Consider the following 25736-nt stretch of genomic DNA (forward strand, 5'->3'; position numbering starts at 1 on the left):
TCAATCAAAGTATATCACTTGCATCCTTTTAATTCCAGCAAAACTTGCCGCCTTCTTTTAAATAAAGAGGCCCAGCAACTGAATCGCAAGGGGTATGGTTAAGGCAGATAAGGCTGTGCTTAAGAAAAGAATTCGGCTCCCGAGCACGGGGTCTTGTCCTGCTTGTTCGGCTAGTATAGGTACCATCGCGGCTGTCGGATAACACGCACCTACGATGCAAGTAATCTTGATGAGATCACTCAGCGGTAACGGCAATACGATCAAAAAGGTGAGAACCGGTAACCATACCAGCTTTACAAGACTGCTTTCTATAATTAATTTGTCTTTCAGAATATCAAAGAGATTGCTTTTGGATAAAGAGGTACCGATATAAATCATCGCCATCGGGGTCGCAACATTTCCGATATACAGCAAATAGTCATTTAACGGCTGCGGCATGGATACATGAAGTCCGCAAAGCAGAAGGCCTGTAATCAATGCGACAATGTTCGGATTCAGCATCAATTTCGCCAGAAACTTACTGACGCTAAGGAAGCCGAATTGCGTCTTGTCCTTTTGATTTCTTTTCAGCATTGTAACGCCTAACGTATAGAAATAAAGATTTAACGCAGCATTGTGAGCGAGCATAAACAGAAGTCCTTTTTCGCCATAAAACAGCAGGGCAATAGGGAACCCCATAAATCCATCATTCGGGCTGGTCATGGCAAACTCAGCCACATTGGCATTTTCTCTTGGAAATTTTCTTGCCTTACCATATAAATAGGAAATGGCATGATAAAGATACAGAAGCGCCGTGGACAAAACCACAGTAATCAAGAAGTCCATAAATAAGGTTTTTTCCATCTCCAATGTACTTATTTTCTGCACCACTAAGCAAGGGTAAGCAAAATAAACAACGAACTTATTCATCGCATGGCTTGTTTCATCGTTGAATATCCGTCTCTTTGCCAAGAAATACCCTGTCGCCATCAACGCAAATAATACTAAAAAACTTCCGTACATGTTTCATCCCTTCATTCTGAGTCTTTTTTCTTTATAAAATGTCGAGGTAAATTAGTCGGGACTGTCCTTAGACAGTCCCATGATTTCACCCAAAATATAAATTTGTTGTAACATACTCCGGATCACAAGTCACATCCAGACCTAAGGAATTAAGTACTTGTTCATCTTTGTCACTTAAAATCGCCGTACAATGTACCCGGCATCCTTTCAACAGCAATAATTTCTGCATTGCCATTTGTGCCGCCGGATTTGTTGTGGCAGAGATCGTCAATGCACTCAAAATCTCTTCACAGTTTAAGCTGGAACGATCTTGATTCAAAATATCCGTGCGAAGATACTGAATGGCTTGCAAGGCGGTATAAGGAATCAACGGCATATCATCTCCGATTCCTGCCAGATTCTTAATCGCATTCAAGATCGCCGCAGCAGAGGCCACCATTCTTCTGGAACTTCTTCCGGTAACAAAGCTTCCGTCCGGCATCTCGATAGCCATTACCACGACATTCTCATATCGTTTATCGCAATTGCGCTTTTTCTCTGCATAATCTCTAGCGGGTTGAACGACAGCACGGTCAGAAGGCTTTACACCGATTTCATCCATCAGCAATTTACACCGCTCCAGCGCATCGCCTTCGATCTTACCCTTTTTATAATTGCATTCCGCAATAAAGTATCTTCGAATGATTTCCTGTTTTGCCGCTTCCCTACAGACCTCATCCTCCGTAATACCGAATCCTGCTCTATTAACGCCCATATCGGTAGGGGATTGATACTCGGATTCTTCTCCTGTAATTTTTTCGATAATCCTTTTTACGATAGGGAATACTTCTAAATCCCGATTATAGTTTACCGCTTTTTCGCCGTAGGCTTCCAAATGGAAAGAGTCAATCATGTTAACGTCCTTTAAATCTGCGGTGGCGGCTTCATACGCCACATTGACCGGATGCTTTAACGGCAGGTTCCAAATAGGGAAGGTTTCAAACTTTGCATAGCGAACCTTTGCCCCAAGTCTGTAATCGTGATAGAGCTGAGAAAGACACGTTGCCAATTTGCCGCTTCCTCCTCCGGGTCCCGTTACAACCACAAGGGGTTTTGTTACTTCTATGTAGGGATTGGCACCGTACCCTTCTTCGCTTACAATCAAGTCTACATCCGTCGGATATCCCTTTGTGACTTTATGCTTGTACGTTCTTATATCTCTGCGGTTTAATTTATTAATAAACATATCAACAGCCGGCTGCTCTTCATATCGGGTAACGACTACGCTGTTAATGGCTAAATCATACTTTCTGAATGTATCGATCAAGCGAAGGACTTCTAAATCATAGGTAATCCCAAAATCCTGACGCGTTTTATTCGTTGTGATGTCCCCCGCATAGATACATATAATAATCTCTGCGTGGTCACTCATTTTCTGCAATAGCTTTATCTTTGCATTTTCATCAAATCCGGGCAGTACTCTCATTGCATGCTTATCATGTACTAATTTTCCGCCGAACTCAAGATACAGCCGTTCGCTCTCTCCTGAGTCAATTCGCTCCAAAATGTGCTTCGATTGTTCCTCAATATACTTTTCTGCACTAAATCCAATTTTATTCACGATCATTACCTCTTTCTATCCTCCATCGAGACCCTCTCTTGTCCCACTTTGGAGCTTCTTTCTTTTAAACAACAGCGATTATTATATCAGATGTGATAAGCTAAAACAATAGGATATTAGCAAGTCGGCAACACATATTACAGGATTATAATACAGGTGCCAAATAACTGAGATACAATCAATTAAAAACTACCGGCAAGCGGTAGTTTTTAATTAGTATGAGGTTAGTGTAATAATGTTGAGAAATTTTAATATATGTGCTTTGTTACACAAAAGAACTGTATGGTGAAATGGTTCATACAACTCTTTCGTCTCTTTAAGTTACTTATTCTGTTATTTATTTAATACTTTTTTCATTCGGTTAATGCCTTCTTGCAGCTTTTCCTCACTGGATGCATAAGAAATTCGGATATACCCTTCTCCGAAGTCTCCGAATGCACTGCCCGGTGTCAATACGACCTGAGCTTCTTCAATCAGCTTAGTTGCAAGTTCCACAGAGGTCAATCCGGTGCCTTTGATGTTGACAAAGGCATAAAATGCGCCTTCCGGCACAATACAGGAAATGCCCTTGATTTCATTCAGTCCTTTTACGAGCAGGTTTCTTCTCTTTTCATATTCAGCAGTCATATAGGCCGTCGTTTCCTGCTGACCCTTCAGTGCCTGCGCTGCCGCGTATTGAGCCGCTGCATTGACGCTGGACGATAAACTTTCCTGAATCAATATCATAGCATCAATAACATTCTTTGGTGCTACCGCATAGCCTACACGCCAGCCAGTCATTGCATGGCTTTTTGAGAAGCTGTTTATTGTAATGGTATGTTCGAACATTCCCGGAAAAGAAGCAATACTGCAAGCTGTTTTGCCATCAAACACAATTGTGTCATATGGCTCATCAGAAATTACAATCAAATCATGCTTTTTTACTACCTCTGCAATTTCTTTAAGTTCACTTTCTGATAATACCGCTCCAGTAGGGTTACATGGTGAATTTAACACGATTGCCTTTGTTCTAGGAGTAATTGCTTTTTCTATGTCTTCAGCTTTAATATGGAAAGCATTTTCCTCTAAACATCCAACCATTACAGCTTTCGCTCCTACTAACATTATCTGACCTATATAGTTTGGAAAACATGGGTCCGGAAGGATAATTTCATCTCCTGCATCCATTATAACTTGCATAGCAGACATGAGTGACTGGCATGCGCCATTGTTAATCATCACATTTTCTGCCTTTACATCTATGCCATTTTCCCTTCTCATCTTCTCGGCAATGGCTTCTCTAAGCTCTGGAATACCGGAATTAGGAACATATTTGGTATATCCGTTTTCCAGTGCGAATTTCCCTGCCTCGATGACGTTCTGAGGGGTCTCAAAATCCGGCTCCCCAATGCAGAAGCTCACTACGTCGTCATACTTAGCGGCAAGATCAAACATCGCTCTGATTCCGGAAGCCGGCATCGCTTCTACATGTTTGCTAATATTCATACTCTTTTTTCCTCTTTCTTTTCTCTTTTTAGCACCAGCCACCGAATGCAGTCCAGCCGCCGTCTACTTCATAACAGGTTCCTGTCACATAGCTTGCCTCATCCGAAGCAAGGAATAAAACAACATTGGCCACTTCTCGGCCTGTTCCGTAACGGGCCATCGGTGTTCTTCTGCAAATATCCGCTTCAGAATATCCGCCTGCAATTTGATCTTGATCATCCATAGCGGAACGAATATATGCAGGAGCTACACTGTTTACACGAACATTATGCTTTCCCCATTCCACGCCAAGAACTTTAGTTAATCCAATAAGACCGGATTTAGAGGAGCTGTAGGCTGCTCTCATTTCCGTGCAAACAAGTCCGAAGACAGAAGCTATATTGACAATGGATCCCGACTTCTGTTCAATCATATATTTGGCGGCTTCCTGTGCGCAATATAATGAGCCACAAAGGTTTGTATCAAGCACCGCTTTATAGTCTTCTGCCGATAACTCCGTAGAAGGGGCGATTCGGTTGATTCCTGCGTTATTTACCACAACGTCGATTCTGCCATACTTTGCAGTAATATCCGCCATCATGGCTGCCACTGCATCCTTCTTTGAAATGTCACAAGGAAATCCATCTACATCCGCAAACCCCTTTGCTTTAAGTGCCTCTACCACTCCATTTGTTCTCTCAGCACTTCTGGAATTGATTAATACGATTGCTCCTTCTTCAGCAAAACGCTCTGCAATTGCTTCTCCGATTCCCATACTTGAGCCTGTGATCAGACACACTTTCTTTTCTAAACGCATAATTTTACCTCCCGTAATATTAAGTGTTATTAAGTAATAAAATTTATGATTAAAATCAGGCAGGCGGCGGCACCTATATCGGGTACCGGTCTGCGCCAAATTTTAAATCCAGCCATCATACGAAAACCTTTTAGTTTGCACAGATGCAGCTCTTCACAACCTTCACTACATCCTGCGCGACATTATCTGCATGAATTCCCATTGCCTTCAGTTCTTTTGAAACGTCTTCTGCCAATTCGTCTCCATCCAGGTCCTCATTGAGCAGGCCTCCCATAATGATGCCTACATCCTTCATTCCTCTCTTTTCCATGCCCTCAAGAAGCTCTTTGCCATAGCTGTAGGCAATTCCGTTATAGGTACTGATGAGAACGACTTTACTTTCCGTCTCTACAATAGCATCCAGGACTTCAGCTGTAGCCACCGTTGATCCAAGGTCAAAGACTGTCGTTCCTGCTTCCAGCAAGATTTCTTTAATCACCTGTTTTCCGAATTCATGAACATCGGTGGTCGCTGTAATTACCTTAATGCCTGACAAGGAGTCTCTTAATCCGTCGATTTGGCATTTGATGGAGTCTGCTTTTGCGGATAAATCCTTAAAGGAGTCCGTCGGTTTTACCGGTATTCTTCCTCTAAGTGCCTCTTTATCGGCTTTTCCAACACCAAAGTATTCTTCAATCTGTGCCGGACCGATGGACTTTATCGCGCCCATTATTTCACCCGGATGCTCCGTATCCACGCCGAGTCCGTCTAATCCATTCATGACTCTTTCAAAGAACAGGTTTCCGCAGGCTACCAGCAGATCCTTTTCCGCATTGATTCGATCCCAGTCAAGGTACTCGGCAAAGCAAGGTGCTGCCTTTAACATCAACTTATCCACGTGCAAATGCGCCGATACCATTTCTTCAACAGTCGGGATTCGAACCGCTTCGCTGACAGGAATCGGTACAACCGCATGACCGGTAGGAGCGGTCATCTGCGTGATGATATCGCCTAGAACAAAGCTGCCTAATGCGCCTGCATTCACTTCAAAATCATGTCCGAATTCAGTTGTGTTTCCATAGGCCATGGAGCCTGGGGTCTTGTATTTATTCAGTTCCCAAATCGCCCGGTTGAAGATGATTCGGTTGATCGGGTTACTGAACAGGTTGCCGTAACAGTGGGCAAGTCTGCCGCCCATCAGTTCTTCGCAGTAGTACCGTTCTACCTTTGACCAGCCCGCCAAGTTCGCCAGGTCGTTTAACTGACCGCCATACCCATCATCCAGATTGGAATGTATCAGTACCCCTATGTCGCTGAACTTACCCATGATGCCCATTGCCTTAATGGTATCAATGGTACGCATTTCTTCTTTGTCCACGCCCGGCCATTCGTAAGTATAATAGTGGGAGGCATTTCCTATCGTCGTTACCCCGGCCTTTAATGCATTGAGACAGTTCTCCACACCATTTAGGGTGGTAATCATGTTATCCCCGCAATGCGGCTGTACCGGTACAATCTGTCCGATTTCTTTCCATTCATCCTCGTTCCGCATCATCAGCCCTGTTCCAACCAACTGACCTACTCTCATTTCCTCCGGAAGGCCCATCAGCGTATCCAGGCAGAAGCCGAACCGGTCAATGTAGCTGCCTCGCTTTTTCAGTTCCAGGTAAACCTTTTCCGCACATTCTTTGGTTGTATCCCAGGTATTGTAGCCGATATGAGAATGCTTCATGATGTGGCCGTTTTCCATACATCGCTTCTTGTATTCCCCCTCTGTCTTACATCCCTGTTCTTTTAAAAATAAGGTTTGCCCTAGTTGGAGATCTTTTGTAAGCTTATCGACTTCCTGTCTAATCGTCTTCATATCAGGCAGATTTTTAATCTCAAACCGCTTGTTCATCTTAATGTCCATAAATTACCTCCTTATGGCCCTCTCTATCTTGACTTTAAATATTCACTAGACTGTTCTTCATGATTTTCAGTGCTGCTTTAGGGTTTATTTGTCTCAACATTCCCGCTGCGTAGAACACATAATCTCTATCTATCATTAAACGAGCTGTTTCGGGTAATAAGATTTTCAGCTTATCATCTTGCTCCGTTTTGAACGCTTGCTCCAATATCTCTCTCGGGTGGTGGCTGTTTACAATCGGTCCCCCTGTTCCGATAATCGTTTCAATCGGTATCAAATTTTTCCCTCGTTGTATTTTCGTGCATATTTTAGAATGTACATTCTCAATATTTCCCGTATGCCTTCTAGTGGCAAACCGGCAGGCGTATTTGGCAATTTGCTGATCGAATTTCAACTCAGCGTCGCAGGTTTCAGGATCATCCTTAGGCAAAAACTCAATATTTTCAAGCCTCCTGCTAATGGAAACGTTTACGTCCTCTTCCGTGATGTGAAGATCAGAAGCTGCATTGGATATGCCTGCCTCCTGAATCGTCAGTCCGCAGGATTCCCTCATTCCAAGGTCCCCTTCCACCGTACGCTTTGCAAAAGGTTCTTGGACACCGATCATTTTTGCGCCGTCAACAGCTGTAGAAATACAATAAGTATGAATGTCCGTAGTAGCTCCGCCTATATCTACTATCATAAGCGGCCCCAGTCCCGGCTCTTCTTCACAACCCAGAGACAAAAGTTCTCCGGCTTCAAGAACGGCTGCCGGAGTGGGCATCACGATGGAATCAAGCTCGGATTTAACTTGTTCCAGACCTTTCATGTTGATTATTCTCTCCAAAAAAATGTTTCGGATTAAGTCCACCGTAGCCTGTGACTCGACGAGTCCGACATTCGGAATGATATTATTTACAACAAACAGCTCTTTATGCTTTTGATAAAATATAATTTTTATTTCCTTCATGAGCTCACTATTGCCTGCATAAATAATCGGAATGGCGGTATTAGTCTGTATTCCTCCCAGCATAGCTGCGTTATGCCGTACGATTTGCGTATTGCCTCCTTCATATCCACCGCAAAATAGGATAATTTCCATGTTCATGGATTCCATCTCTCTTATATCTGCTTCTGTTAATGCTCCGCTATAAGATTTCAGGATTTTTGCACCTGCGCCAAAGGCCGCATTTCTGCCTGCCGTGATGCTCAGCGTCTCTGTCAGTCCGACCACCACCATCCGAAGTCCGCCTGCTGCACTGCTCGTAGCCAGCTTTTTGGAATGTTCAAACTGCTTTGTGCCAATCTTTTCTCTGATTTTGTCGTAACAAATATCTAAACCGATCTTTGCATCTGTAGAAACCGTAGAAGGTGTTTTAAACGTATAGATAATCCGCCCCTTCTCTAAATCTGCCACCGCGGCTTTTGTAAAAGTACTGCCAAAATCGATTAAAATTGCTGTATCCATGTTATGTCTCCTTCTTAAAAAGTACTGCTATTTATCTTTTCCAATCTTTCATCAACCGATAAAATGCAGTTCGTCTGGTGCTACAATGGATTCGTATAGACAGGAGCGGAGGCAGTTGATGCTTTCATCAACCGCCTCACACTCCTGTATGTATTGTTTGACACTAGATGGAATCCAGTGTCCTACTTATTATGCTTCCGCTTCTTTTGTTTTGTCCGTAGCTTTTTCGAACGGGAAGGCATTCTTATTTATAAATTCTTTATAAGCCATGAATAACACAAGAATGATTCCTGCGTATCCGGATAGCGGATAGATGATATTTACTAACTGGTCAAATGGCAGCAATGTACCGGTGAACATACCGATTGCTGTTAGTACAACTGCGATGATATTAAATTTCTTTGTCTTATCCACAGCAAATTTTCTGGTACAAACCAAAAGAATGGAAGCTACTGCAGAGTAGATGCAGATTATCAGTATTGGTGCAAAAGCTGCCGCCAATGCCGGCGCAACCTCTTTCGCAATAGCCAGCGTTAGAACTTGCTGACCTTTGATAATATCTAGGTAAACAATTTCAGCAATGATTAACACTATTATTACAAAGAACATTACAATAACTCCAATTGCGCCGCCCAGTCTTGCTTCCTTTACGCTCTTACAAGTCGCTCCGCTCATAACGAAGAATGTCGCACCGAACATCAAGCCTAAAAATGCCCATAGAAGTGCAGACCAGAACCAGTTTCCGGAAGCTGTAGGGAATCCTGCCGGCATAAGCGCACTGTTTGCTGCCAATAAACCCGGATCATGTGCAAGGGTAGCAATAGCCGCAATACAGATAGCTGCGATGAATAAAATCTTAATAGGGCCAATAACGCCGATGAAATCCAATAGCTTCTCAACACCCAATAGTGCTGTGGCTAATGCAGCAAGGGCAACACCATAGGTGCCTGCGGTTATAGGAATTCCATAGTACTGATTGATTGTAGCACCTGCGCCTGCAAGCATTACTACATAGATAGCGTACATCAGCACAAGACTGAACCAAGTGTATACTTGACCTACATACTTACCGCAATAATACACAAAGAGATCATACGGATTGTCAAATTGCATTTTTTGACCCACGCCATAAAGGCAGTAAACAAACCACAATAATAAAATTGTATAAATAGAAGCTCCGATAATACCCTTTGTTACTCCGCTTGTCGTTAAGAACTGCATAACTTCTTGACCTGTTGCAAATCCGGATCCGATCCAAAAGGCACAGAACGCTCCTGCAGTAAGTATAACCTTTTTTATATTGATTGTTTGATTTTCCACGTTAATTCCTCCTTTTTCTGTTTAAGGTTTTTACTAGCTATTTTAGTTAATATTTAGATGTTGTTTTTATGTTTCTTAACAGCTTTGACGAATTCCGACATCGTACCGACCATTTTGTACTATGTACAATACGATGCTGTAAATTGCACTCGCAATCTACGTTCCGACCGACCTATTGTTTACCTTCCTTTCCATGAGAAATAGCATTCACCTAATGGCGTAAACTGATAGATAGAATATAAAGTAAAATAATTTCTGGTCCCTAGGTTAGTCTGTCTATCAATTAAATTTGATGATTTAGCGCTAATCATATCACTTATATATCGCAAGCATTATGCCATGTTTGTCGTAAAAACCTTTATTTTTAAAATCTTTTTCTTGAATTTTACGGAACCCAACAAATATCAACAGGTATATATATATCAGGATAGATCATTTTTCAGAAAATTTGAAATTTTTTTCCATTTATTTTACATAGAAAAAGCATATGACTGCATCATCAAATTTTATAATCGCAGCGTTATGTATACAGTATGAAGCGAATCATGTACAAAAAATGTAGCTAAATAGCTACATTTTTTGTTTAAAATTTATATAAAGGGTTAACGTAGACCACTTGTGTAGCTTCAATTCTTCTATTATGGCCTTGACTCAACAGGTAGATACGGGGAAGCCTTTATTATTTTCTATGGCTCTCCTCTTTAAACGGTAGCTAGTTTTTTTAAAATTATACTGCAACATCTACGTCCTTATTTTCATCATTACTTTTTCTGAAAGGGAAAGCATTCTTGTTTATAAACTCTTTATAGATCATAAAACCTGTCAATACAATTCCTGAGTATGCTGCAATAACATATAAAAGGTTTACCATTTTATCAAAAGGTAACACCATACCACCAAACATCCCTACTACAGTTAATACTGTTGCCAAAATGTTAAACTTTTTAGTTTTGTCAACAGCAAAGTTTCTGGTAACAACCTGAAGAATGGATGATACAGCTGAATAAATACATAATACTATTATTAAAGCAAAAATCAAACCTAAGGCAGGTGATATGTGATTAGCAATTGCTAATGTAGGTACTTGCTGGCCTTCAATAACATCTAAATAAACATTTTCAGCAATAATAAGTAAAATAACTGCACCTGCTAAGGCAATAGCTCCAATCACACCGCCAAGTCTTGCTTCTCTTAGATTCTTTGCAGTCTGACCGTTCATAACGAAAAATGCATTACCAAACACAAGACCAAGGAAAGCGTATAGTATTCCTGACCATAACCAGTTACCAGAAGCCTGCTGGAATCCTACTGTTTGAATAAGCGCACTATTCTCTGATAATAAATTCGGTTGTGATGCCATTGTTATAAAAGCGGAGACACCTACTACTATCATGAATACGATTTTAATAGGTCCGATAACACCTATGATGTTAATAAGTTTCTCAACTCCTAACAATGCTGTAAGCAATGCAAGAATAGCTACACCATAACCACCTATATAGGCTGGTATTCCAAAATACTGATTAATGGTCGCACCTGCACCTGCCAGCATTACTACATAGATACCGTACAGCAATACAACACTATACCATGTATAAAATTTACCTATGTATTTCCCGCAATAATATTCGAAAACATCATACGGATTACTAAACTGCATTTTTTGACCTGTTCCATATAAGGTGTAAATAAGCCATATCGTTATTGCCGCATACACTAATGTAGATATAATTCCCTTTGCCACTCCGTAAACTGAAAAGAATTGTAAAACCTCTTGTCCGGTTGAAAATCCTGATCCAATCATATACGCACAGAATGCTCCCGCAAGGATTGTGACCTTTTTTATACTGATCGATTGCTTTTCCATATAAACTCCTCCTTGTACTCCTAAAAATTTTTACTAACTATTGTAGTAGTATTCGATATGATTCCTTTTTTCTTAATGGCCTTGACGTTCCATTCATTACCATATCAAGCTTCATTAAGAATTCTTCCCATAGCGTTCCGGTATCGTACCGGCTATTGTGCACCTTCCTTTCCATCATTAATTTTAAAATTAATCAATAAGTTTCTTGTGAGAAATCACAAATCTTATTATCGCAATATTACCAAAATTCCAACTGATTAGTACAGTGCCTCTTTCTTATATTGATTATTAGTTTTTCTCATGTCAGCTATTTTTACAGTAACTACACTTATTCTTCCATAAAAATTTTGAGAAGCTGATCCGAGATCAGAAGACAATGAATCTATCAAAAAAAAAGGAGGCTCTCTTTAATTTCATTTGAAATCATTTTGAGATGCCCCCTTAATTAGTATGAAGGTTCATGTAATAATGTTAAGAATATTAATATATGCTCTGTTGCGCAAAGAAACTGTATCATGAAATGATCCATACAACTCTTTCGTCTGTTTAAGTTACTTGTTTGTTTATTTATTCAATACTTCTTTCATTCGGTTAATGCCTTCTTGCAGCTTTTCTTCACTGGAAGCATAGGAAAGCAGAAGCTAACTACGTTGTCTTATTTAGCCGCAAGGTCAAACATCGCTCTAATCCCAGAAGCTGGCATCGCTTCTACATGTTTGCTCATATTCATACTCTTTCTTCTCCCATTTTCTAGCACCAGCCGCCGAATGCTACCCAGCCGCCGTCTACTTCATAACAAGTTCCTGTAACATAACTTGCCTCATCTGAAGCAAGGAATAACACAACATTCGCCACTTCTCTACCTGTTCCGTAACGGGCCATCGGAGTTCTTCTGCAAATATCCGCTTCCGTATATCCTCCTGCTGCTTGGTCCTGATCGTCCATAGCAGAACGAATATAAGCAGGGGCCACGCTGTTTACTCTTACATTATCTTTTCCCCATTCAACAGCTAACACTTTAGTTAAGCCAATGACTCCGGATTTTGAAGAGCTGTAGGCTGCTCTCATTCCCGTACACACAAGTCCGAAGACAGAAGCAACATTGACGATGGAACCAGATTTCTGATTTATCATGAATTTTGCCGCTTCCTGTGCACAATATAATGAGCCGCAAAGATTTGTATCCAAAACCGCCTTGTAGTCTTCTGCGGATAACTCCGTAGAAGGCGCAATCTTATTGATTCCTGCGTTATTTACTACAACATCGATTCTCCCGTACTTTGCAACGATATCCTTCATCATTGCCGCAACCGCATCCTTCTTTGAGATGTCACAAGGAAACCCGTCTACATCCGTAAATCCCTTTGCCTTCAAGGATTCCACTACTCCATTGGTTCTCTCTGAGCTTCTGGAATTGATCAGTACGATTGCTCCTTCTTCTGCAAAACGTTCTGCAATTGATTCCCCAATTCCCATGCTTGAGCCTGTGATCAGGCACACTTTCTTTTCCAAACGCATAATTTTACCTCCTGTAATATTAAGTGCTATTAAGTAATAAAATGTATGATTAAAATCAGTATCAGTGCAAAAATCATTCCCAAAACCGGTGAAACGTGCTTGGAAATCGCTAAGGTAGGTACTTGCTGCCCTCTGATCACATCTAAAAATGCACTCTCACCTACTAGCATTGAAACCACCACCACAGCGATTCCGGCTACGCCGACTACCCCTGCAATTTTTGCTTCCTTCACTGCCGCCTGCCATCATAGCCACATAGATGCCATACAGCAGAACAACACTAAACCATATATCATATCGCCTTTATATAACGCAAGCCTTATGCCATGTTTTCTGCGGTAACGACCTCTCTGTCCACAGCCATTCTCTCTGCTGCCGCAAAATTCAAGGATTAGCAACCGTTACACGTAAATCGGAGGGATTGTTTTTTAGGGAAATCCCGCTGTTTCTTTTTTATTTTCCCTAGTTAAACCCCATGATTTTTATTTGTATCATTTATAAGTGTAGTGATACATACACTTACTGTATCACCATGTATACAGTAGTAGCATATTCCATACAATCTGTAGTTCTATGTATACACTTGTCCGGTTTTGAATATAAATATATTCATTGTATACATTCTGTGAAGCGTTATTTGTACAAAATGTGTATACTTTTATCTACATATCCTGTGTCATTATGGGAGTACAACCGGAAAACAGAGCAACTGAAAAATGAGAATTAAAAAACCTCTTATGGTAGAATCAACAATAATGAATCTACCAGAGGAGGTTTTTCATTTTCTTTCCTATTGAATTAAAAGCTATTCAAGATTTTCTATCACCGCTGCCATTGCCGGACCACCGCCAACGCAAAGAGAAGCAACTCCATAACGACCTTTGCTTCTTTTTAGTTCGTGTATCAAACTAACGATAATTCTAGCCCCTGTTGCACCAACCGGATGCCCAAGTGCAATACCCGATCCATTTACATTAACTTTATCCATATCGATACCCAATTCCTTATTGCAGGCTAAGAACTGCGCAGCAAATGCTTCATTGATTTCAAAGCAATTGATATCTTGCATTGTTAAGCCTGCATAATCTAAGGCTTTAGGAATTGCATACACAGGTCCTATCCCCATATAATGTGGATCTACCCCATAGGATGCTGTTGAGACCAGTTTTGCTATTGGTTTTACCCCATACTTATTAACCGCCTCTCCACTCATTAAAAGAACTGCTGCTGCTCCATCATTAAGGCTAGAAGCATTGCCTGCGGTTACTGTTCCATCTTTCTTAAACGCAGGGCGAAGTTTACCAAATGCATCAAAAGTAGTCGGTTTAGGATGTTCATCCGTGTCAATTATTTTCACATTCCCTTTTCTGTCCGTGATAGATACCGGAATAATTTCATCGATAAATTTACCTTCATGTTGTGCTTTAAGAGCTCGTTCATGGCTTAAAGCAGCATGTTGATCCTGGTCTTCTCTCGTTATGCCATATTTTTCGGCAAGATTTTCTGCCGTAAGTCCCATATGGTATCCGCACATTGCACAATTTAAAGCATCATAGGTTAAGCTATCAACCATATTGATATCACCCAGCCGTTGTCCTTCTCTGGAATTTAACAATAAATGAGGTGCCTGAGACATGTTTTCAATACCTACAGCTACACCAACCTCTGTTTTACCAAGTAATATTTGCTGAGACAGCAACTCTATGGCTTTCATGCTTGAGCTGCATTGCTGATCAATTGTTGATGCATAACCTTTATCGGGGAATCCAGCTCCAAGCTGAATTTGACGTGCCGGATTACCTTTAACACCCTCTTTATACACCATGCCGCAGACTACTTCTTCGATTGAGTCGGGGCTAATACCCGCTGTTTCCACAACAGTCTTTGCAACAAGGATTCCAAGGTCAACTGCGCCAACCTTACTCAATGCTCCCATGAAATCACCAATCGGCGTTCTTTTGGCTGATACGATATAAACTTCCTTCATAACTTCTTACCTCCAGAGTAAAAACTTTCTTACACAAAATCATGCATACAGATTTAGTTAGTAATAAGCAGTACAAGCTCTTCCTTAAAGCACTGCTGCTCCATCAACAGAAAGAACAGCACCATTGATATATTTCGCTTCATCCGATGCTAGGAAAGCGAATGCAGAAGCAATTTCTTCTGGCTCACCTAAACGACCGGCTGGGATCTTCACTAGAATTTTTTCCTTCAACACATCTTCTGGAATTTTTCCCACCATTTCGGTTCCAATGAATCCAGGGGCCACGCAGTTAAATCGCAATCCTTTTTTGGCCATTTCTTTTGCCCAAGTCTTCGTCATGCCAATAACTCCCCATTTCGTCGCAGCATAATTGGTTTGTCCTTGATTTCCAAAAAGGCCGACTACTGAAGATGTATTGATTACAACACCAGAGCTTTGCTCAAGCATCGTCGGCAATACTGCTGATGTACAATTAAATGTACCAGTGAGATTGATAGCAATAACATCATCCCACTGCTCTTGCGTCATTTTCTTCATTGTTGCATCCTTTGTAACACCTGCATTGTTAATTAGCACGTCGATTCTTCCATATTTATCGATAACTTGCTTCGCTAGAAGCTTGCAGCTTTCTAAATCAGAAACATCGACTTTCATATAACAAACATCCCCCTGATCTTTCATCGCATCAGCAACTGCAGTTCCATCGGCACGTCCTGTAATAATTACTTTGGAACCCTCTTCAGCAAATCTCAACGCGGTTGCCTTGCCAATCCCTTTGGTTCCTCCTGTGATAATAACAACTTTTTCATTTAAACCTTTCATAATCTACCTCTATCATTTCCTTTTCGTAAAACATTTTTCAGTCCTAAAAGTGAGGTATTCCTTCTGATTATTATTAAAATACTTTTGGATGAATTTCATAGTTTATATGCTTTATGCAAATGAAAAATCCCCAACATTCATACCCTTTAGGAAGGTATGCGCGCTAATAACATCACGGAAAACCCTCTCACTTATGACCTTTAACAACTACTATTCATGCTTTCAGTGCATTACATCCCTATTTAAACGCAAGTACTATGCCATATTTGATGCTTGTCCTTCACATTTACAAAACAGTGTGCTCCATTCCAAAGAATTCAATGGAAGTCAGCAATTGAATCTTCTATCTTACTTACTCACTTGTTAGTGAAAGTCTTACACAGCAGTAACGTTATAACTTATTATTGTAGCGGTACATACACTTATGTGAAGCGAAATATATACTATATACGATATACGTATCATTATCGCTACTCATGAAGGATTGTTGAAAAAGTCTCCGGAGATATTTTGTAATCTTCGCTGGACTGCATTAGTATATAAAACCCTCCAGATTAAGCCGTGAATTAATCTGGAGGGTTCGCTTTTACGATTCTGCCTTCCCCATGATAGAAATTTCAATTCCATGATCTTTATAGATTTTTTCAAGTTTCATCAGTTGTCCGTCTTCCGGCGTCTCAAATTCTTCCGGTGCATTGCCCAATTTTCTAGACTTAGAAACTCCCATTGAATGGTACGGCAGTATATTCGCTTCCTGCAGTCCCAGTTCATTCATCAATACGCATACTTTTTCAGCTGTCTCCGGTTGATCATTGATACCTTTTAGCATCGGCAACCGTATAATGATTTTTCTCCGATTCTCCGGATCGCTTGCAAGCCCCCTCAAATTGTCACGGATAACATCCATATCCACTCCTGTTAGTTCTTTATGCGTCATTGAATCCATTGACTTGATATCAAATAATATCGTATCTGCCAATTTCGCAAGTTCTTTAAAGTCTTCCAAATCTCCGAATCCACTGGTATCCAGCGCAACGCTTAAATCATATTTCTTACAGGCTTCAGCAATTTCTTTCGCATAAGCTGCTTGGGCGAGGATTTCTCCTCCCGACAAGGTGATTCCGCCTCCCGTACTATCATAAAATTCTTTATCACGTACCAGTACGTTCATCAGATCTTCCAAGGAACGGTGTTCCCCTGCCGCACGTAAAGCTTCAGAACAGCAATTTTCTGCACAGAGACCGCAATGGATACATTTATCTCTGTCAATATGGATATCTTCCTCGGCTCCTGTGATAGCTCCCACAGGACAGACTTTAATGCATTCTCCGCATCGAATACACTTAGCCAGAGAATATAGAATATCGATATCGGAAGACAATAGTTCAGGATTGTGGCACCATTTGCAAGATAATGGACATCCTTTCAGAAATACTGTGGTACGAATACCGGGGCCGTCTTCTGTAGAAAACCTCTGAATGCCTCCTAAGAGCCCCTTTTTCTTGTCTTTCAAATTATTCACCATGCCTTTTTACTGCTCCTCTTTCAACAATGTTGCATTGCCGAATGGCAATGCAACATTATGTCATTGTTCAATCATTATTCAGCACTATGGGCCGTTCTTGATATGATGGCATCCTGAACACCCTTATCCAACTCTGTAAAGTACGCCATGTATCCAGCTACGCGGACAAGTAAATCTCTGTAGTCTTCCGGTTTTTCTTGAGCTGCTCTCAGAGTTTCATCAGATACTACGTTAATCTGGATATGCTCTCCTAAGTGATTGAAATATGTCTTGATGACACCTCCTATCACATCGTGCCCTTTCTTTCCTGCAATGCTTCTCGAATCAAATCTCAGGTTAAACAACGCACCGTCATTACAATTGATCTGGTCTAGATGAGCAACTGAAAGTACTGCTGCCGTAGGACCATTTACGTCTCTTCCCATTGCCGGAGAAACATTGTCCGCAAGCGGCGCCCCTGCTGGTCTGCCGTCCGGTGTAGCTCCTACGCTTTTTCCTTGAACTACGTTCATGGACTGAGATTCAATGTCATAAGTGTATCTTCCGCCTCTGCTGTCTCTGTACTGATCAATAAATATTCTAACGTGAGCAACAATTTTTCGTCCGATTTCATCAACTTCGGTGATATCATTACCGAATTTAGGCGCTTTATTTAATAAGGTCAGTCTGAGTGCTTCATTTCCTTCATAGTTCGTTTCAATTGCATGCATCAGCTCTTTTGGAGAAACACCCTTGTCATCATAAACAAACTTCTTTACTGCAGCAAGAGAGTCCATTGCATTCGCAAGCCCTGTTCCAAGAACACCGGATTCACTGTATTTAGCACCACCCTGCTGTAACGATTTTCCTTTCTCAATGCAATTGTCAATCAACAATGATGAAAAAGGCATATTCTGACGAACCGCATGCAGAGAGGTTACTGCAGTATATCCAGTAAGCGTGAGATGATACATATAATCCAGCTGGCTGTAGAAGGCTTCAAGGAATTGTTCATATGTCTCAAAATCTTCAAATCTGCCGCATTTTACACCAATCATTTTCTTAGAAACAGGATCACATCCGTCATTCATTGCAAGTTCAATACATTTTATGTAGTTTACATACCCAACCTGAGGTCTTCCATCTGTAAATCCTGCAATATTCGGCTGTACACAACCCGTAATGGACCAGTTTCTTGCCTCTTCAATCGTACAACCTTCGAACTTGTTCATCACCATCGGGATGACCAGCTTATCATTGAAGAACGCCGGTGTTGACAGTCCCTGCTGAATCATTGACACACCCATATCAAACACTTCTTTGGACAGATTGTCATGATGTCTCAAGGATACCGTCGGTTGCGATGTTTGAACGTCCGCATTGGCTTTCAGAACCAGCATCGTTGTCTCGTTGCAGCCATCCTTCCCATCGGCACCTATGCCGCCGATAATCATGTTCTGCCATACCGGGTATGCCGCAAAACTCTCACTATAGAATCTGTTCTTCAGCTTAATAATATCGGTCATCTTAATAAAGAGGCACTCCAGCATTTCTTTTGCTTCATCTTCTGTGATCTTGCCAGCTTTCAGATCCGTCACATAATAATCGTTCATATATCTGTCAAAAGGACCTAAGCTGTTTCCGTGTCCGTTGTTTTCGATGGTTACAATGATATGCATAAACCAAACGAACTGTACTGCTTCAAAGAATGAAGATGGTCCCTTTTCCGGAACATTGTTACAATTTTGGCTAATGGTAAGCAATTCCCTTTTCCTTGTTTCATTCTGCTCTTTTTCAGCCAGCTCTTCCGCCAGTTTTGAAAACCGGTTGGCGTATTTGATTGCTGCCTTTGCGGTGATGATCCCAGCTTGCCAAAAGTCCACTTTTTCCTGCTCTTCTCTGCACGTTACAGGCTTTTGCTTCACAATATTCTCTTCACACTCTTCGATGATCCTTGTCATACCGCCGTCAAACAGTCTCCAGTAATTCGGGATGATATGTCCTGTCGCACAGTCACGGGCACCTACCGTCATGGCATCGGCTTTCTCCGCCTCAATACTTTCTATCGGAAGAACGTCTGCTGTGACCTCATCAAATGACTTGCCTTCCCATCTTTTAAGAACATCTATAACCGCCTGTTTTTCTTCATCGCTTACAACCATCCGGTCAACCGGTCTAGTCGTGAATTCGTCTATTTCGTCCAGAATCCATTTAGCGGCAAATTCCGGATAAATTGGAGCACACCGCTGTTTATCGGTATGATTGCCGACAATCAGCTCGCCGTCCAGGATGTAAATGGTCATATTCTCCAAGATATAATCCAACGACTTTGCCTTAAGGAGAATGTTAGGCTCGGAACCGAATTTTTCGTACGCTTCAGTAACAAGTCTTGCCCTCTCTGAACTAAAGGTATGTTTAGCTTCGATTTGTTGTTTTTTCAATTTTTCTACACGCTTTGTCATCATAATAAAAATCCCTCCTCTTAGTTAAAACCCATAAAGACAGAAATCTTGTTTTCTTCCTTATTGCTTATTTTATCCGTCTCTATCCTAACATTAAAAAAATTTTGTCTATTAGTAAAGCACATATATTTAATATAGATATTAACCATTTGTAATACTGAGTTTGTAGCTCTTTTTCAGTATTTAAAAATAAAAGCAGCATTGATACGTGAAGATTGAGTTCTACAACTATGAGCGAATACAATTAAAAAGCGAGAAGACACCTGTTGAAACGAGGTATCAACTCGCAAGTTAACGTTTGATTTATCAGTCAGAGGTTTTTCATTTTCCGTCCTGTTTTCCGACCGCACTCTACTTTTTCCTATTCTCCGCTCAATAAAATTTCCTTGGTACATTTGATAAACCGTTCCATTGCAGGAGAGACACCTTGTAAAGAACGAACCGCCATCCCCAGCTGACGATACGCCGGAGGATATAAAGGTTTTATTACTAAGCCCTTGAAATAACTGCCAAGAACTTTATTCAGAATCAGTTCCGGCAACAAGCTGATTCCTAAATTCTGTTCCACCATAAACAAAATGGTGTAATCTGAATTAGAAGCAAACGTGGCTTTCTCCTGAATTCCCATCTGTTCAAAATATCTGCTAATATCCATGTCCGGTCCGTCCAAAGACCTACACATGATAAACGGTTCTTTCATAAGCATTTCCGCCGGCACCTGATCGTATTCCGTCAAAGGATGATGTTCAGGCAAGACTACCAGATACAGGTCTCTTTTAAGGTCGATCCATTCAAAAGTATGATGCGGCTGCCTACTGATAAAGCAAAGTTCGATAAAACCGTCAGACAACCATTCCTCTAGACGCCACATGCTGTCTTCTTCCACAAGTTCGATTTGAATGGCTGGATATCTTTCATGAAAAGACCGGATCACATGAGGCAACCAAACCCCTGCCATTGTAGGAAAACTGCCAATTCGCACCTTGCCAGTCTCCAGCCCCCGTATCAAATCAAATTCTTGATTCAGTTTATCACTGATCCTCACTAGCTCTTTTATGGTAGGAAGCACCTGCTGCCCTTCCTGTGTTAGCAGTACACCTTTATTGCTTCTCCTTAAAAGTCGAAACCCGATTTCCCTTTCAAGACTGTTCATCATATGGGAGATTCCGGCCTGAGTATATCCTACCTCATCACAAACTTTAATAAAGCTGCCTTTACCAATGGTGTCAAGTAATACCTCATACTTCTTTATATCCAATTTTATTCCTCTCATTCCCTCTTTAACTCTAATGCATTAACTAAAGAGGTCTATCATAAATGACAAAGCGAGCTAAAAAAGCTTCCTCTGAACATCTATTGGGTATCCTAATTCTAAGCCTCTAAATCATTCTTCTTGTTATTTTTTTGACGAACAAGGACATAAATATATATCTAAAAATGATGGCTGGCGCTTCATTCGTAGATATATCCATTACTTTTATTTTCTATCCAAAACAGTGCCACTAAATTTACGACTTAGCGCTAATCATTTTATGTTAATACAAAGCAAGTATCATGCCATTTTTACTTAATGGCTTTTTGAATATTTAAAAAATTTGTGCTATTCCACCGAATTCAATAAAAGTTGAGGGTTGAAGTCTATTTTATCTGAGTCAAACTTTGTATCCAAAATTCACATAACTTCATTTTCATCCTTTGAATCGTAGTATCATATTTACATAAAGAAGCGAAATATACACAAAGTTGTAGCAAAAACAAACAAGTGATGTATCTATATCACTACGAACCAATTTGACTCTATTTGAATGAGGCCAACAGATATTTTAAAAAGCACGAATAAATATTGACTTTATTTTAACAATATAGTAGTATGATTCCGCAGGCGACATCATACACCTGCTTATACTTATTAAGTTTGAAAGGAAGAATATAATGACGAATCCTAAGATCGCTTTTATTGGCGGAGGTAATATGGCAGAAGGAATTGTCCGCGGTATGATAGGCGACGATCGTTTTAATGCTAGACAGGTTCATGTTTATGATATCAACCCTCAGCGGGTAGAATATCTTCAGAAAGAGTATGGTATTATAGGCGAGGTTTCCATGCAGAACGCAGTTAAAAATGCTGATATTGTAATATTCGCCGTTCGCCCCCAAGAGGCGCATACAGTTGGTGTTCAATTAAAAGATTTTATGCCTAAAAACTGTATTTTTGTTTCCATCTGTGCTAGTGTGAGTATTGCCACTCTTGAACAGATGTTGGGCAGATCCAGCAAGATCGTTCGGATCATGCCTAACACTCTTACTCAGGCCCATTATGGATACAGCTCCCTGTGCCGTAACGCTAACACTACCGCCGAAGAGGCAAAGACAGTTATAGAGATTATGGAGGCCATTGGCCGGGTGATGGAGATTCCCGAGGATATGTTTGATGCGTTTACGGCCTACAGCTGCGCCGGTCCTGCTTATCTACTGTATATTATGAGATCCATGATCGATGCCGGCGTGCATGCGGGTTTTTCCCGACAACAAGCCCGTTCCATTACCATTGAAAATATGATCGGAACTGCTATCAAGTTGAATCAGACCGATATGCATCCTTATGAGATATTGGATACTATGACGTCCCCCGGCGGAGTTGGCATTGAGGCTATCTACACCATGGAACAGGAGGGTATCGGAGGCTCTATCATGCGCAGTTTTCAGGAGGCCGCCCGCCGCGTCAAAGAGCTGAGCTGATTGATTTTAGAAGAGGTGGAATAGTAAGAATGAGATCCATAATCTAAGAGTAATTCAGAGAAAAGATTTAAGAAAGCCCATAGATCAAAGAAAATCCCATCACTAGCATTCGCTTGTTGATGGGATTTGTCTTCGGTCTGATGTGTAGACAAAAGTCTACATATTAACCCTGTTTAACGTTTTATATAAGTTGGTACGATGTATGCCGAGCTGTTTAGCCGCAGCACTTATATTTCCGCCGCATTGTGCTATCACTTTGTTGATATACTCCCTTTCAAAGGCTTTCACCGCTTCTTTCAACGTAGCGCCTTCCGCGATGTCATCCCTAAAAGAAGCCGTCTCGTTTTGTTCAGATTGCGAAAGCGATTCCGCGCCATGCCCGTCAGCCGGTCTTTTATAGTAATCTGCAGCGGCCATCGTATCAGATAAGATAAAGTTTTTTCTTATATCCAGTTCGTTTCCGTTAGAGACAACCGTCATCTGCTCTATCACATTCCGCAGTTCACGAATATTGCCCGGCCAAAAATACCGTATAAAATGGTCGATTGTTAAAGATGTCAAATATTTTTTAGCTTTATACTTTTTATTGTACTTATCGATAAAATAGTTCGCCAAAGGAAGAACATCCTCCGGCCGTTCCCTAAGGGGCGGGATTGTAATAGGGATCACATTCAATCGGTAGAATAAGTCTTCCCGGAATTCACCGCGGCGTACCATTTCCCGCAAGTTTCTGTTGGTCGCAGCAATTACTCGAACATTTAACTTTTTCTCCGTTTGAGCCCCTACTTTACGTATTTCTCCGGATTCCAACACCCTCAATAGCTTCGATTGCATAGCAAACGGCATTTCGCCTATTTCATCTAAAAAGATCGTGCCGTCATTTGCCACTTCGAATAGCCCCGATTTTCCTTTCTTGGTTGCTCCTGTAAAAGCACCTTCTACATAGCCGAACAATTCCGCTTCCATGAGCTCCTGAGGGATGGTCGCACAATTGACAGGTACAAAGATGGCTTTGGAGCGTCCGCTGTTTTTATGAATATAATGGGCCATAATTTCTTTACCCACGCCGGATTCTCCGTTGATAGAGATGGTGCTGTCGGATTTGGCTGCTTTTAAAGCCAAGGCATAAACCTCCTGCATTTTAAAATTCCTTGATTCCAGGAACCATTCTTCTTGACGCGCACTTTGAAGAAATTCTATGGCATTTTCCAAATGAGCTTTTTCAGAATCTATTTTGTCCACAAATTCAAAAAAGGCAGATTCTACAAAAGTTGAAGCGACAGACATTTCCAATTCGTTATTTTCATTAAATACAGGGGTCCCGTGGATCAGCATGCCGACACCGTTCCCTGTTCTGATAAATCGGACTACCTTGCTTTGCAGGTTCAGCACTTCGGCAGAAGCGGAAATCCGATCTGTAAAACCTTTTTTATGCAAATCATGTACATTTGTAGAATAGAGCTCTTCCATCGTACATTGAAAAGTCTCTGCACAACTTTCATTGCAAAATATAATGTTTCCGTCTTTATCGCACACATACAGGTTCCCCAGTACATTATTACAAATCTTAGTAAACAATTCTTCTGTTATTTCCATTTTCGGTTTAATAATCGTGTTAAATCCCATGATCATCCTCCTTCAACTAACAGTGGACCGTGAATTCGGTATTAAAATCTTCTCCGTTCACCTAGAAATACTAACAGTTTAGTGTATATTACCCCTATTTTTACATAATGTCAAGCGAGTTATGTAGCCTATACGCAGCATGTGTATAAAAAACAATACAGTGTAGTATTTTTTATACAGTTTATTTGTAGCTTCCGATATTTTATCTTACGTTCAAATAACTCTTATCATCTCTTTCTTTTATAATTTTATTTCCTAATTCCACTGAATTTTAAGGCTTTCTCGTATTTTCTACAAATAGTTCCATACACGGGACGCCTATTGGCACAATTATTGCGCTATATAGGAAACATAGAAATGAAGCCATACGGAAATTTCTATTTTTATACTAATTAAATTTATTAAATGCAAAAGGATTAAGGAGAAAAGTCTACTATGGATAAGTGTGTTATTACAGGAGCGGTCCGAACTGCCGTCGGAACATATTTAGGAAGTCTAAAAACCGTACCCGCCTATCAATTGGGCGCTTACGTCATTGAGCAGGCCATAAAAAAAGGTGGTATTAAAAATTCAGATGTTGATCAGGTGATTATGGGAGATGTACTCAGTAAAACGCCGAATCTTGCGAGAGTATCTCTTTTGCTTGCAGGACTTGACAATGAAGTGCCCGGCTTTTCAGTTGACAGGCAGTGCGGTTCAGCACTTCAGGCTGTGCAAAGTGCGAATCAATCAATCCTCTCAGGGGACTGTGAGATCGTCGTTGCGGGCGGTGCGGAAAATATGTCAAGAGCCCCTTACTATCTTCCTTCCGATGTACGATTCCAAGGTTTTCGAATTAACAATATCGAACTGGAGGATAGCTTTAGTTATGCCTCTTCTCACGCACACCCAACGGAACTGCTGCCGAATGTAAACATGGGCATTACCGCTGAAAACATCGCTGAAAAATATGGCATCACAAGAGAAGCGCAGGATGCATTTGCCTATGACAGCCAAATGAAAGCAGCGAAAGCTCAGGCAGAAGGTAAATTTAAAGAGGAGATCCTTCCTGTTGAAGTTAAATTAAGAAAAAGTTCCTTTATATTTGATACCGACGAGCATCCTAAACCGGATACTACGATAGAAGCACTTGCAAAACTTAGACCAGTATTTAAAAAAGACGGAACAGTCACTGCCGGAAATGCTTCCGGAATGAACGACGGAGCCTCCGCTGTAGTAATCATGAAAGAATCCACTGCGGCTGAACGAGGAATCCAACCGCTTGTACGAATTCTGGCAACCTCTACCGCAGGTGTTGACCCATCCATCATGGGAATGGGTGTAGTTCCGGCGATTCAAAAGGTTCTCGATAAAGCAGGCCTCAAACTTGAGGACATAGATTTATTTGAAATAAACGAAGCGTTCTCCGCACAAGCCTTAGGATGTTTAATTGAGCTGGGCATGGAGCCTGGTACACCATTATACGAAAGAGTAAACGTGAATGGTGGAGCCGTAGCTCACGGGCATGCTCTCGGTAACAGCGGAACAAGAATCTTAACCACTCTTATTTACGAACTTAAAAGAAGAAATGTCAAATATGGCATAGCGACACTTTGTATCGGCGGCGGCCAGGGTATTGCAGTGCTTGTAGAAAATATTTAACTTGCATTGAAAGCGCAATCAAAAGGAGAAAC

General features: G+C 41.1%; 18 protein-coding genes. 2 read left to right on the forward strand and 16 right to left on the reverse strand.

Translation table 11 applies throughout. From position 1 onward, the window contains the following. Positions 1–57: 57 nt before the first annotated feature. The 15 genes from JYB65_RS12005 to JYB65_RS12075 all read right to left on the reverse strand — a co-directional run bounded on the left by JYB65_RS12005 (position 58) and on the right by JYB65_RS12075 (position 20956). A complete protein-coding gene (locus JYB65_RS12005; RefSeq protein WP_206582931.1) occupies positions 58–1002 on the reverse strand; it encodes an AEC family transporter in 945 nt (314 codons plus the stop codon). Positions 1003–1087: 85 nt separating this feature from the next. Continuing rightward, a complete protein-coding gene (locus JYB65_RS12010) occupies positions 1088–2602 on the reverse strand; it encodes a DUF1846 domain-containing protein (protein ID WP_342366666.1) in 1515 nt (504 codons plus the stop codon). Positions 2603–2935: 333 nt separating this feature from the next. Beyond that, complete coding sequence (locus JYB65_RS12015; RefSeq protein WP_206582933.1) at positions 2936–4087, reverse strand: pyridoxal phosphate-dependent aminotransferase; 1152 nt, start codon at positions 4085–4087, stop codon at positions 2936–2938. A gap of 28 nt (positions 4088–4115) precedes the next feature. Next, on the reverse strand, positions 4116–4883 hold the full coding sequence (locus JYB65_RS12020) for an SDR family NAD(P)-dependent oxidoreductase (RefSeq protein WP_206582934.1): 768 nt from the start codon (positions 4881–4883) through the stop codon (positions 4116–4118). Positions 4884–5013: 130 nt separating this feature from the next. Further along, the gene (locus JYB65_RS12025; RefSeq protein WP_206582935.1) at positions 5014–6774 is read right to left on the reverse strand and encodes a cobalamin-dependent protein; all 1761 of its coding nucleotides are present in this window, start codon (positions 6772–6774) and stop codon (positions 5014–5016) included. Positions 6775–6808: 34 nt separating this feature from the next. Further along, positions 6809–8218, reverse strand: coding sequence for a glutamate mutase L (locus JYB65_RS12030; protein WP_206582936.1), 1410 nt, complete (start codon positions 8216–8218; stop codon positions 6809–6811). Between the two features lie 189 nt (positions 8219–8407). Next, a complete protein-coding gene (locus JYB65_RS12035) occupies positions 8408–9538 on the reverse strand; it encodes a YkvI family membrane protein (protein WP_206582937.1) in 1131 nt (376 codons plus the stop codon). 727 nt (positions 9539–10265) lie between these two features. Further along, positions 10266–11405: a YkvI family membrane protein gene (locus JYB65_RS12040; RefSeq protein WP_206582938.1), complete on the reverse strand. Its 1140-nt coding sequence runs from the start codon at positions 11403–11405 to the stop codon at positions 10266–10268. Between the two features lie 750 nt (positions 11406–12155). Next, positions 12156–12923: an SDR family NAD(P)-dependent oxidoreductase gene (locus tag JYB65_RS12045; RefSeq protein ID WP_206582939.1), complete on the reverse strand. Its 768-nt coding sequence runs from the start codon at positions 12921–12923 to the stop codon at positions 12156–12158. Positions 12924–12952: 29 nt separating this feature from the next. After that, on the reverse strand, positions 12953–13156 hold the full coding sequence (locus JYB65_RS12050) for a hypothetical protein (protein WP_206582940.1): 204 nt from the start codon (positions 13154–13156) through the stop codon (positions 12953–12955). 572 nt (positions 13157–13728) lie between these two features. Then, on the reverse strand, positions 13729–14910 hold the full coding sequence (locus JYB65_RS12055; protein ID WP_206582941.1) for a thiolase family protein: 1182 nt from the start codon (positions 14908–14910) through the stop codon (positions 13729–13731). An 84-nt stretch (positions 14911–14994) separates the two neighbouring features. Beyond that, positions 14995–15732: a beta-ketoacyl-ACP reductase gene (locus tag JYB65_RS12060; protein ID WP_206582942.1), complete on the reverse strand. Its 738-nt coding sequence runs from the start codon at positions 15730–15732 to the stop codon at positions 14995–14997. Positions 15733–16318: 586 nt separating this feature from the next. Continuing rightward, positions 16319–17257 (reverse strand): glycyl-radical enzyme activating protein, encoded by a 939-nt coding sequence (locus tag JYB65_RS12065; protein WP_206582943.1) that lies wholly within the window; start codon positions 17255–17257, stop codon positions 16319–16321. Between the two features lie 74 nt (positions 17258–17331). After that, the gene (locus JYB65_RS12070) at positions 17332–19701 is read right to left on the reverse strand and encodes a glycyl radical protein (RefSeq protein ID WP_206582944.1); all 2370 of its coding nucleotides are present in this window, start codon (positions 19699–19701) and stop codon (positions 17332–17334) included. 358 nt (positions 19702–20059) lie between these two features. After that, complete coding sequence (locus JYB65_RS12075) at positions 20060–20956, reverse strand: LysR family transcriptional regulator (protein ID WP_206582945.1); 897 nt, start codon at positions 20954–20956, stop codon at positions 20060–20062. A 674-nt stretch (positions 20957–21630) separates the two neighbouring features. Here JYB65_RS12075 and proC point away from each other — a divergent pair. After that, positions 21631–22437 carry a pyrroline-5-carboxylate reductase gene (gene proC, locus JYB65_RS12080; RefSeq protein WP_206582946.1) on the forward strand — a complete coding sequence of 269 codons (807 nt, stop codon included), beginning with the start codon at positions 21631–21633 and terminating at the stop codon, positions 22435–22437. Between the two features lie 156 nt (positions 22438–22593). Here proC and JYB65_RS12085 read toward each other — a convergent pair whose 3' ends face one another. Then, positions 22594–24063, reverse strand: a complete 1470-nt coding sequence (locus JYB65_RS12085) for a sigma-54 interaction domain-containing protein (RefSeq protein WP_206582947.1) — start codon at positions 24061–24063, stop codon at positions 22594–22596. A gap of 435 nt (positions 24064–24498) precedes the next feature. Between JYB65_RS12085 and JYB65_RS12090 the strand changes: the two genes are divergently transcribed. Next, positions 24499–25704, forward strand: a complete 1206-nt coding sequence (locus JYB65_RS12090) for a thiolase family protein (RefSeq protein WP_206582948.1) — start codon at positions 24499–24501, stop codon at positions 25702–25704. Positions 25705–25736 lie beyond the last annotated feature (32 nt).

This window comes from Clostridium aminobutyricum (genome assembly GCF_017255415.1).
Taxonomy (GTDB): domain Bacteria; phylum Bacillota; class Clostridia; order Peptostreptococcales; family Anaerovoracaceae; genus Aminipila; species Aminipila aminobutyrica.

Excerpts from the sequence above, each read along its gene's own strand:
- JYB65_RS12005 (WP_206582931.1), bottom strand. The coding sequence starts at position 1,002 with ATGTACGGAAGTTTTTTAGTATTATTTGCGTTGATGGCGACAGGGTAT.
- JYB65_RS12015 (WP_206582933.1), bottom strand. The coding sequence starts at position 4,087 with ATGAATATTAGCAAACATGTAGAAGCGATGCCGGCTTCCGGAATCAGA.
- JYB65_RS12020 (WP_206582934.1), bottom strand. The coding sequence starts at position 4,883 with ATGCGTTTAGAAAAGAAAGTGTGTCTGATCACAGGCTCAAGTATGGGA.
- JYB65_RS12025 (WP_206582935.1), bottom strand. The coding sequence starts at position 6,774 with ATGGACATTAAGATGAACAAGCGGTTTGAGATTAAAAATCTGCCTGAT.
- JYB65_RS12030 (WP_206582936.1), bottom strand. The coding sequence starts at position 8,218 with ATGGATACAGCAATTTTAATCGATTTTGGCAGTACTTTTACAAAAGCC.
- JYB65_RS12040 (WP_206582938.1), bottom strand. The coding sequence starts at position 11,405 with ATGGAAAAGCAATCGATCAGTATAAAAAAGGTCACAATCCTTGCGGGA.
- JYB65_RS12045 (WP_206582939.1), bottom strand. The coding sequence starts at position 12,923 with ATGCGTTTGGAAAAGAAAGTGTGCCTGATCACAGGCTCAAGCATGGGA.
- JYB65_RS12055 (WP_206582941.1), bottom strand. The coding sequence starts at position 14,910 with ATGAAGGAAGTTTATATCGTATCAGCCAAAAGAACGCCGATTGGTGAT.
- JYB65_RS12060 (WP_206582942.1), bottom strand. The coding sequence starts at position 15,732 with ATGAAAGGTTTAAATGAAAAAGTTGTTATTATCACAGGAGGAACCAAA.
- JYB65_RS12065 (WP_206582943.1), bottom strand. The coding sequence starts at position 17,257 with ATGGTGAATAATTTGAAAGACAAGAAAAAGGGGCTCTTAGGAGGCATT.
- JYB65_RS12070 (WP_206582944.1), bottom strand. The coding sequence starts at position 19,701 with ATGATGACAAAGCGTGTAGAAAAATTGAAAAAACAACAAATCGAAGCT.
- proC (WP_206582946.1), top strand. The coding sequence starts at position 21,631 with ATGACGAATCCTAAGATCGCTTTTATTGGCGGAGGTAATATGGCAGAA.
- JYB65_RS12085 (WP_206582947.1), bottom strand. The coding sequence starts at position 24,063 with ATGGGATTTAACACGATTATTAAACCGAAAATGGAAATAACAGAAGAA.
- JYB65_RS12090 (WP_206582948.1), top strand. The coding sequence starts at position 24,499 with ATGGATAAGTGTGTTATTACAGGAGCGGTCCGAACTGCCGTCGGAACA.